The following is an 8,465-nucleotide window of genomic DNA, read 5'->3' as shown; positions in this document are numbered from 1 at the left end:
GCCGACGTCGTCTACGAGGAGACCTTCCAGACCCAACGGGTCCAGCACGCCAGCCTGGAGACGCACGGCTGCGTCGCCTACTTCGAGGAGGGGGAGGACGGCGCCGAGGAGCGGATCGTGGTGCGCTCCAGCACCCAGGTGCCGTTCCTGACCCGGCGCGCCCTGTGCGATCTGTACGACCTGCCGATGGAGAAGGTCCGGGTGGTCGCGGGCCGGGTCGGCGGCGGGTTCGGCGGCAAGCAGGAGATGCTCACCGAGGACATCGCGGTGCTGGCCGCGCTGAAGCTGCACCGGCCGGTCAAGCTGGAGTTCACCCGCGCCGAGCAGTTCTACGGCGCCACCACCCGGCACCCGTTCAAGGTCACGGTGAAGGTCGGTGCCAGGAGCGACGGCACCCTGACCGCCCTGCAGTTCCGGGTGGTCGCCAACACCGGCGCGTACGGCAACCACGGCCCCGCGGTGATGTTCCACAGTGTCGGCGAGTCGATGGGCGTCTACAAGGCGCCGAACAAGAAGGTGAACGCGTACTCGGTCTACACCAACGGCGTGCCCGCCGGTGCGTTCCGCGGCTACGGGCTCGGCCAGGTCACCTTCGCCCTGGAGTCGGCGATGGACGAGCTGGCCCGACTCCTGGACATCGATCCGCTCGTCCTGCGCGAGAAGAACGTGATCGGCCCCGGCGACCACATGGAGGGCCCCTGCGGGGAGGAGGAGGACCTGCACATCGCCAGCTACGGCCTCGACCAGTGCCTCCAGGTGGTCCGGGACGCCCTCGCCGACGACCGCAGCGCCGAACTGTCCCCGCCGGGCTGGCTGGTGGGCCAGGGCTTCGCGATGTCCGCGATCGCCACCGGCCCGCCCGGCGGCCACTTCGCCGACGCCACGGTGAAGTTGCTGGAGGACGGCACGTACGACATCGCGGTCGGCACCGCGGAGTTCGGCAACGGCACCACCACCGTGCACAAGCAGATCACCGCCGGCGCGCTGGGCACCACGGTGGACCGCATCGCCATCCGCCAGTCCGACACCGACGTGGTCAAGCACGACACCGGCGCGTTCGGGTCGGCGGGCACGGTGGTGGCGGGCAAGGCCGTGATGAAGGCTGCCAACGCCCTCGCCGAGCAGATCCTCTCCTTCACCGCCGAGTACGCCCGCACCCCGCGCAGCCTGCTGCGGCTGACCGCGGACTCGGTGGAGTGCGACGGGCGGCTGGTCTCGCTCAAGGAGGTCTTCGAGGCCGCGCGCGGCAGGGAGGTCGAGCTCAGCGCCGACGGGCACTGGGGCGGTTCGCCGCGCTCGGTGGCCTTCAACTCGCAGTGGTTCCGGCTCGCGGTCGACCCGGACACCGGCGAGATCAAGATCCTGCGCAGCGTGCACGGGGCCGACGCCGGCAAGGTGATGAACCCGATGCAGTGCCGCGGCCAGGTCGAGGGCGGTGTCGCCCAGGCGCTCGGCGCGACCCTCTTCGAACAGGTGCTGGTGGACGACGGCGGCCAGGTCACCACCGCCGCGTTCCGCCGCTACCGGCTGCCGGCCTACGCCGACGTGCCGCGCACCGAGGTCCACTTCACCGAGACCTCCGACTCGATCGGCCCGCTGGGCGCCAAGTCGATGAGCGAGAGCCCCTTCAACCCCGTCCCACCCGCGTTCGCCAACGCGCTGCGCGACGCCACCGGCGTGCGCTTCACCGAGGCGCCGTTCCTGCGGGACAAGGTCTGGCAGGCGCTCGCGGACCGGCGCGCGGGCGGACCGCGGACCTGACCGGCGGCGGGGAGCCCGGTCAGGCCGCCGGGCCGACGGTGGCGAACCGGTAGCCCGCGTCGATCAGCTGCGGCAGGTAGCGGGCGAGCGCCTCGACGGTCTGCGACCGGTCGGCGGGTCCGCCCGGGGCCGGGACGAGCTCGGGGGTCAGGCAGCCGTCGTGCTCCAGGACGATCGAGCCGGTGCGGCTCTGGCTCATCACCCGCTCGACGATGGCGTCCGTCCCGGGCCGGGACCAGTCCTCGGGGTCGACCGACCAGGAGACCGGCCGCAGGCCCATCGCCGCGCCGACCGCCAGCGAGGCCTTGGTGAAGTTGCCGCCGGGCGCGCGGAACAGCGTCGGCGGATCGGTCCTCCCGGCCCGCGCGATGATCTCGTTGGTCCGTTCGAGCTCGTCGCGGACCTCCGCCGCGGAGAGCGTGCCGAGATCCGGGTGGGACCAGGTGTGGTTGCCCAGCCGGTGTCCATCCTCGACGACCCGGCGCACCACGTCCGGGTACTTCTCGACGTTGGCGCCGATCATGAAGAAGGTCGCCGTGACGCCGTGCCGGCGCAGCGTCGCGAGGATCTGGTCGGTGGTCGCGGGGGCGGGTCCGTCGTCGAAGGTCAGCGCCAGCGTCATCGGCCCGGCGTGCAGGTGGTACTCCGGGACGTCCGGCGCGCCGTCGGGGGTGTCGGCCGGCGCGGGCTCGGGCGCCCGCGCGGCCGGCTCGGCCGACGATGCCGGTACGGGAGATTGCGGCGGCGCCTGGGCCGGAGCACTCGGGCCGGCCGCGGGCGAGAGGGTCCGCGCGGCCCTCCCGGCACCGCCCGAACCGCAGCCGGAGAGCAGGGCGACAGCGCCGGCGCCGAGCATCAGGCGCCGCGAAAAGCCGATCTGATGATCAATCATCACGTCTGAAGTCTTGCCTCGTTGGGCCCGCCCGCATGTTCGACCCACCGCACGTCCGACCGACTACCCCCGCATGGCCCAGCCGGAGCACACCGCCGCGAGTCGAACGTCCCTGCGGGCCGACCCGGACTGATACTGCGGCAGTGATCGGTCCCCCCGACCCCGCACGCCCGCACGCCCCCGCCCGACCGGCACCCGATCGCTTCCGCCGACGGCCACCAGAGCCGCATCAGACAGGAGTGAAGCATGCTCGGCCCCTTACGCTCCCCCGGTCTCCTCGCACCGCTGGTGCTGGCCTCCTGCACCCTGCTCGGCACCGCTGACCTGGCGTACGCCGCGACGGTCGGGCCCGGCCCCGGGTTCCCGGCCCGCTTCGCCGCCCCCTACGTGGAGACCTGGGGATCCGCGCGGGCGCTGGCCCGGGCCCGCGCGGAGACCGGCCTGAAGTACTTCACCCTCGCCTTCGTGGTGAGCGACGGCGGCTGCAACGGCGCCCTCGACGGCAGCATCCCGCTCGACGACGGCGCCTGGCCGGCCGCCGTCAACGACCTGCGGGCGGCCGGCGGCGACGTGATCGCCTCCTTCGGCGGCGGCAAGGGCCGCGAACTCGCCCAGGCCTGCGACTCGGCGGACTCGCTCAAGGCCGCCTACCGGCGCGTGGTGGACGCCTTCAACCTGACCAGGATCGACCTGGACATCGAGGGCGAGACGCTGGACGACGAGCAGGGCGACGACCGCCGCAACCAGGCACTCGCCGACCTGCAGCGGGAGTACGCCGCGGCCGGGCGCACCCTCTCCGTCCACTACACGCTGCCGGTCAACCCGTGGGGCCTCTCCTCCAACGCCGTCGACCTGCTGGGGAACGCGCGCAGCCACGGGCTGGCGGTCGACGTGGTCAACATCATGACCATGGACTACGCCTCCCATGACATCGACATGGGCGACACCGCGATCTCCGCCGCGAACGGGCTGCACGACCAACTGACCCGCATCTGGCCGGAGAAGACGCCCGAGCAGGTGTGGGCCATGCAGGGCCTGACCCCGATGCTCGGGGCCAACGACTCCGCCGGCGAGGTGTTCAGCACCGACGACGCCGCCCGGGTGGCGTCCTTCGCCACCGAGAAGGGCCTGCGGCTGCTCTCCTTCTGGGCGCTGGGACGCGACCGGCCCTGCCACGACGGCGCCTCCCCCGCGAGCGGATGCAGCGGCACGCGTCAACGCCCGTACGAGTTCTCGCACATCCTCAATCCCCCGGTGCCACCGCCACCCCCGCCACCCGCGCCCGCGGCAGCGCCCCCGCCGGTGCAACCGCAGGCGCAACCGCAGGTCGTCGGCGCGACGTTGCAGGTCGGCGCGGCGGTGCAGGGGCCGGTCCCGGCCGGCGACGCACGGCGCCCGCACCCCTCGGCCATCGCCCAACTCCCGCCGCCCGCAGCGATGTCGGCGCACGCAATGGCGGCCACCCCGTTCACGCCGTCCCCGGTCACCGGCCCGCGACTGCCGGACCGTGGCGTGAACGCCCTGCGCCGGCTGCTGAACTGACGCAGACTCAGGACGCGACGATCGCGTGGGGCGCCGGTTCGCCGCGCCCTACCGCGAGCAGGTTCTCGACCGCCATGTCCGCCATGCTGCGGACGGCCTGCACGCTGTGGTACGCGCTGTGCGGCGTCACCAGCAGCCGGTCCGGCACCAGACGCAGCAGCCCGTACGGGTCGTCGGCCGGGGCGGGAGCGGGCTCGGTGTAGTAGCCGTCGACCGAGGCGCCGGCGATCCAGCCCTCGGTGAGGGCGGTGCGCAGCGCGTCGGGGTCGACCACGTTCGCGCGCGAGAGGTTGGCGAGGTAGCCGCCCGGGCCCAGTGCGCGCAGGTGCTCGACGCCGATGACGCCGTCGTTCTCGCCGGGCTCGTGCGCGAAGTGCACGGAGACCACGTCGGCGGTCTCGAAGAGGTCGACCAGCGAGGGGACCGACCGGTAGGGCAGCGCCGCCAGCTCGGGACGGCGGGTGCGGTTCCAGTAGACGATCTCGGTGCCGAAGGCGGCGTGCACCATCCGGGCGACCTCGCGGCCGATGTGGCCCATCCCGGCGATGCCGAGCCGGGCGCCGACCAGCGAGGGGGTGGCGCGCTCGCTCCACCGGCCGTCCGCGACCTCGCCGGCCGTCCGGGAGACCGAGCGCACCAGGTCGAGCAGGTGCGCCACGGCGAACTCGGCGACCGCCACGGCGTTGGCGTGCGGGGTGCAGCTGAAGCCGATCGGCGACGGCCCGGCGGGCAGCTCCAGGAAGGAGCTGTAGTTGGTGCCCATGAAGCAGACCGCGGCGAGGTCGGGCAGCCGGTCCCAGGCCTTGGCGGTCATCCGCTCGGAGCCGCCCAGGACGTACCCCCAGGCGCCGTCGAGCGCCTGGACCACACCGTCCTCGTCGAGGTCGCCGCCCACCGTCCGCACGTCGTAACCGGCCTCGCGCAACGCGCGCAAGCACGGCTCGGGGAACGTCCCACCGGTCACGATGATCCGCCGGCCGCCGGGTGCCGCACTGCGCTCGGTCACGCTGTCCTCCACGAATGGGAAATCCCGCGGTGCCAGACTAGGGTCTCGCCCCGGTCGGGTGGGTGCGGATCGGCCCAACTCGCCGAGCGCCGAGCGCCGCCGCGACAAAAGGTTCATCAGCTCCGGTACGCGAACAACTCGGGCGAAACTCACCAATCGCCTTGTTTATGCGTCAACTACCCGGTTCCCGGATAAGACGGACAGGTTCAGGGATTGAATGTGATGCGCCTCACTCTTCACCTTCCACTTCTGCGCAGACCGCCCCGATGCCGCCGTGCGAGCATCTTCACGGCAGTCCCGCGTGTCGCCTGGCGACCGGATTGAGGGTGGGGTAATACGCACCGTCCACTCCGGTTCGGACCAACGACTCCAGGCGTGGGTGATCGGCGCGTTCCGGAAGTGGCGACTGCAAGTGCTGCTGACGGGATTCCGTCGGCAGCCCGTAGCAGAGCGCCATTTCCACGGCGCTGATACAAGCCTTTTGGAGTTGTGCCCGTCATGAGTTCCCACCGGAACACGGATCTTGTTGTGGTCGGCCTGGGATACGTGGGCCTGCCGCTCGCGCGCGGTGCCGCGCGGGCGGGGCTGCGCGTGGTCGGGCTCGACCGCAGCGGCGCGGTCGTCGACGGTCTCAACGCGGGCCGCTCCCACATCGACGACATCTCCGACGCCGAACTCGCCGAGATGCGTGCCCAGGGCTTCAGCGCCACCACCGACGCCGCCGAGATCGCCGGTGCCAAGGCCGTGGTGATCTGCGTGCCGACGCCGCTGACCGAGCACGGCGCCCCCGACCTGACGGCGGTGAACAGCGCGGTCGCCGCGGTGGCGGCGCACCTTCAGCCGGGGACCCTGGTCGTCCTGGAGTCGACGACCTACCCGGGGACCACCGACGACGTGGTCCGGCCCGCCCTGGAGGCCACCGGCCTCACCGTCGGCACCGACTTCCACCTGGCGTTCTCGCCCGAGCGCATCGACCCCGGCAACCCCGACTTCGGCCTGGAGAACACGCCGAAGGTGGTCGGCGGCTGCACCGCGGAATGCACCAAGGCGGCCCGGAAGTTCTACGAGCAGTTCGTCGGCCAGGTCGTCGAGGCCAAGAGCCCGCGCGAGGCCGAGATGGCGAAGCTCCTGGAGAACACCTACCGGCACGTGAACATCGCGCTCGTCAACGAGATGGCGATGTTCTGCCGGGAGATCGGCGTCGACCTGTGGGACGCCATCCGCTGCGCGTCCACCAAGCCGTTCGGCTTCGCTCCCTTCTACCCGGGACCCGGCGTCGGCGGTCACTGCATTCCGATCGACCCGAACTACCTCTCCTACAAGGTCAGGTCGCTGGGCATCCCGTTCCGGTTCGTCGAACTGGCCCAGGAGATCAACCAGCGGATGCCCGTGCACGTGGTGCAGCGCGCCGTCGACCTGCTCAACGACCGCAGCAAGGCCATGAAGGGCTCCCGGGTGCTGCTGCTGGGCGTCACCTACAAGCCCGACATATCCGACCAGCGCGAGACGCCGGCCACCGCCGTCGCGGTCGAGCTGCTGCGCCGCGGCGCGGACATCCGCTACTACGACCGCAACGTGCCGGCCTGGGAGGTGTCCGGGCTGCCGATCGAGCGCGCCACGGACTACCTGGCGGAGGCGGCCCGGGCCGACCTCACCATCCTGCTCCAGCCGCACAGCGAGATCGACATCACCGAACTCGCCGACCGCGCCGAGCTGCTGTTCGACACCCGGGGGAAGTCGGCCGGGCATCCGCGGGCGGTCCAGCTGTGACGGTCACCGAGAACAACCGCCACCGCAACCGCCCGGCCCCCGCGGTCGAGGCGGCCCGCGGGCGCGGCGGTCGGCGAGGGCACCGCAAGAAGCGCCATCTGAAGGTGTCCTACGTCGTCTTCGCGGCGCTCGCGTTCTTCATCTCCACGAAGATGGACACCTCGACCGTCCACGTCTACTCGCTGATCTCCATCGGCCTGCTGTCGATCAAGATGTTCCTGGCGCTGTTCTACCGCCCACGACGGGCGACGGCGCGCGAGAGCGAGCGGCTGGACCGGATGTGGGTGACCGCGGTCGTCCCCATCTACAACGAGGACCCCGCGACCTTCGAGCAGGGCCTGCGCAGCCTGCTGGCCCAGAGCCGCCTGCCCAACGAGGTGCACATCATCGACGACGCCAGCGCGGATCCCGCGGGCCTCGGCGTCGCCCGGCGGATCGCGCGCGAGTTCGAGGCGGCCGGGGTGGTGTTCAAGGTCAGCGCGCAGCCCGAGAACAAGGGCAAGCGCGAGGCCCTGGCCCGCGGCTTCCTGGACGCGCCCGGGTCGGACGTCTTCCTCTGCGTCGACTCGGACACCGTGCTCACCCGGGACACCGTCCGCGAGCTGATCGTCCCGCTCGTCGACGACAAGGTGATGGCCTCCACCGGCATGGTGCTGGCGCTCAACCACAACGCCAACATCTTCACCCGCCTGCAGGACCTGCGCTACGGCAACTCGTTCCTCTTCGAGCGCGCCGCCTACTCGCAGTTGAACTCGGTGCTGTGCTGCTGCGGCGCGCTGTCCGCCTACCGCGGCGACCTGGTGCGCAAGTACCTGCCCGACTTCCTCAACCAGCAGTTCCTGGGCAAGCCGGCGGTGTTCGGCGACGACCGCCGGATGACCAACTACTGCCTGACCGAGGGTCAGGTGGTCTTCCAGGAGACCGCCGTCGGCTACACCGCCGTCCCGGAGAAGCTCCCGCACTTCCTGCGCCAGCAGGTCCGCTGGAACAAGTCGTTCTTCCGCGAGTCGCTCTGGGCCCTGCGCAACCAGCGCAAGTCGCGGCCGGCCTTCTGGCTGACCGTCATGGAGATGGGCCTCTGGGTCACCTTCGGCACGGCGATGGTGTACTCACTGTTCATCAGCCCGTTCCTGAACCCGCTCGCCTTCGTGCGGCACGTCGGCGACTACGCGACGTTCATGATCCTGATGGGGTACCTGCGCAACGTGCGCTACCTGGACTTCCCGCGCCGGAACATGGGCCTCGTCAAGCGCTTCGGGATGTTCCTGCTCGCGCCGGTGTACGGCGTGATCCAGCTGACCCTGCTGACGCCGCTGCGCATGTACGCGCTGCTCACCCTCAACAAGGGCACCTGGGGCACCCGTCAGGGTGGCGTGGAGATCAGCTCGGAGGGCGGCGAGGGCGAGGACTACTCGGCCATGTGGAGCGAGGACGAGGCCGAGCTGTCCGGCCTGAGCCCGCAGCGGGCCTGACACACCACCGCCGGTCCGGTCC

General features: G+C 71.4%; 6 protein-coding genes (1 of these 6 only partly in view). 4 read left to right on the top strand and 2 right to left on the bottom strand.

Going from position 1 to position 8,465, the window contains the following annotated elements; all coding sequences use genetic code 11:
• Window positions 1–1,761: the 3' portion of a molybdopterin-dependent oxidoreductase gene (locus BS80_RS21130; RefSeq protein WP_035799630.1), read on the top strand. 990 nt of this gene lie to the left of the window's left edge; the window shows 1,761 of its 2,751 coding nt (coding positions 991–2,751); its start codon lies off the left edge, out of view; the stop codon is at window positions 1,759–1,761.
• 19 nt (window positions 1,762–1,780) lie between these two features.
• Here BS80_RS21130 and BS80_RS21125 read toward each other — a convergent pair whose 3' ends face one another.
• On the bottom strand, window positions 1,781–2,653 hold the full coding sequence (locus tag BS80_RS21125) for a polysaccharide deacetylase family protein (RefSeq protein WP_063772026.1): 873 nt from the start codon (window positions 2,651–2,653) through the stop codon (window positions 1,781–1,783).
• 246 nt (window positions 2,654–2,899) lie between these two features.
• On the opposite strand from BS80_RS21125, the gene BS80_RS21120 reads away from it, so the two are divergent.
• Entirely contained in the window at window positions 2,900–4,195 is a 1,296-nt protein-coding gene (locus tag BS80_RS21120) for a chitinase (protein WP_051966860.1), read from the top strand.
• Window positions 4,196–4,202: 7 nt separating this feature from the next.
• On the opposite strand, the gene BS80_RS21115 is transcribed toward BS80_RS21120, so the two are convergent.
• A complete protein-coding gene (locus BS80_RS21115) occupies window positions 4,203–5,201 on the bottom strand; it encodes a 2-hydroxyacid dehydrogenase (protein ID WP_198045569.1) in 999 nt (332 codons plus the stop codon).
• Between the two features lie 498 nt (window positions 5,202–5,699).
• On the opposite strand from BS80_RS21115, the gene BS80_RS21110 reads away from it, so the two are divergent.
• Both BS80_RS21110 and BS80_RS21105 read left to right on the top strand, forming a co-directional pair.
• Window positions 5,700–6,971, top strand: a complete 1,272-nt coding sequence (locus BS80_RS21110) for a nucleotide sugar dehydrogenase (RefSeq protein WP_035799625.1) — start codon at window positions 5,700–5,702, stop codon at window positions 6,969–6,971.
• Window positions 6,968–8,443 carry a glycosyltransferase gene (locus BS80_RS21105; RefSeq protein ID WP_232246549.1) on the top strand — a complete coding sequence of 492 codons (1,476 nt, stop codon included), beginning with the start codon at window positions 6,968–6,970 and terminating at the stop codon, window positions 8,441–8,443. Before BS80_RS21110 ends, BS80_RS21105 begins: the two co-directional genes overlap by 4 nt.
• The last annotated feature ends 22 nt before the right edge of the window (window positions 8,444–8,465 follow it).

Source organism: Kitasatospora mediocidica KCTC 9733 (assembly GCF_000744225.1).
In the GTDB taxonomy this organism is placed as follows: Bacteria; Actinomycetota; Actinomycetes; order Streptomycetales; family Streptomycetaceae; genus Kitasatospora; species Kitasatospora mediocidica.
Note: the sequence above shows the minus strand (reverse complement) of the source record. Positions and strands in the feature narration are given on the sequence as shown.

Bases quoted from the DNA above. Each gene is read 5' to 3' on its own strand.
- BS80_RS21120 (WP_051966860.1), top strand. From the start codon at position 2,900: ATGCTCGGCCCCTTACGCTCCCCCGGTCTCCTCGCACCGCTGGTGCTG.
- BS80_RS21125 (WP_063772026.1), bottom strand. From the start codon at position 2,653: ATGATTGATCATCAGATCGGCTTTTCGCGGCGCCTGATGCTCGGCGCC.
- BS80_RS21110 (WP_035799625.1), top strand. From the start codon at position 5,700: ATGAGTTCCCACCGGAACACGGATCTTGTTGTGGTCGGCCTGGGATAC.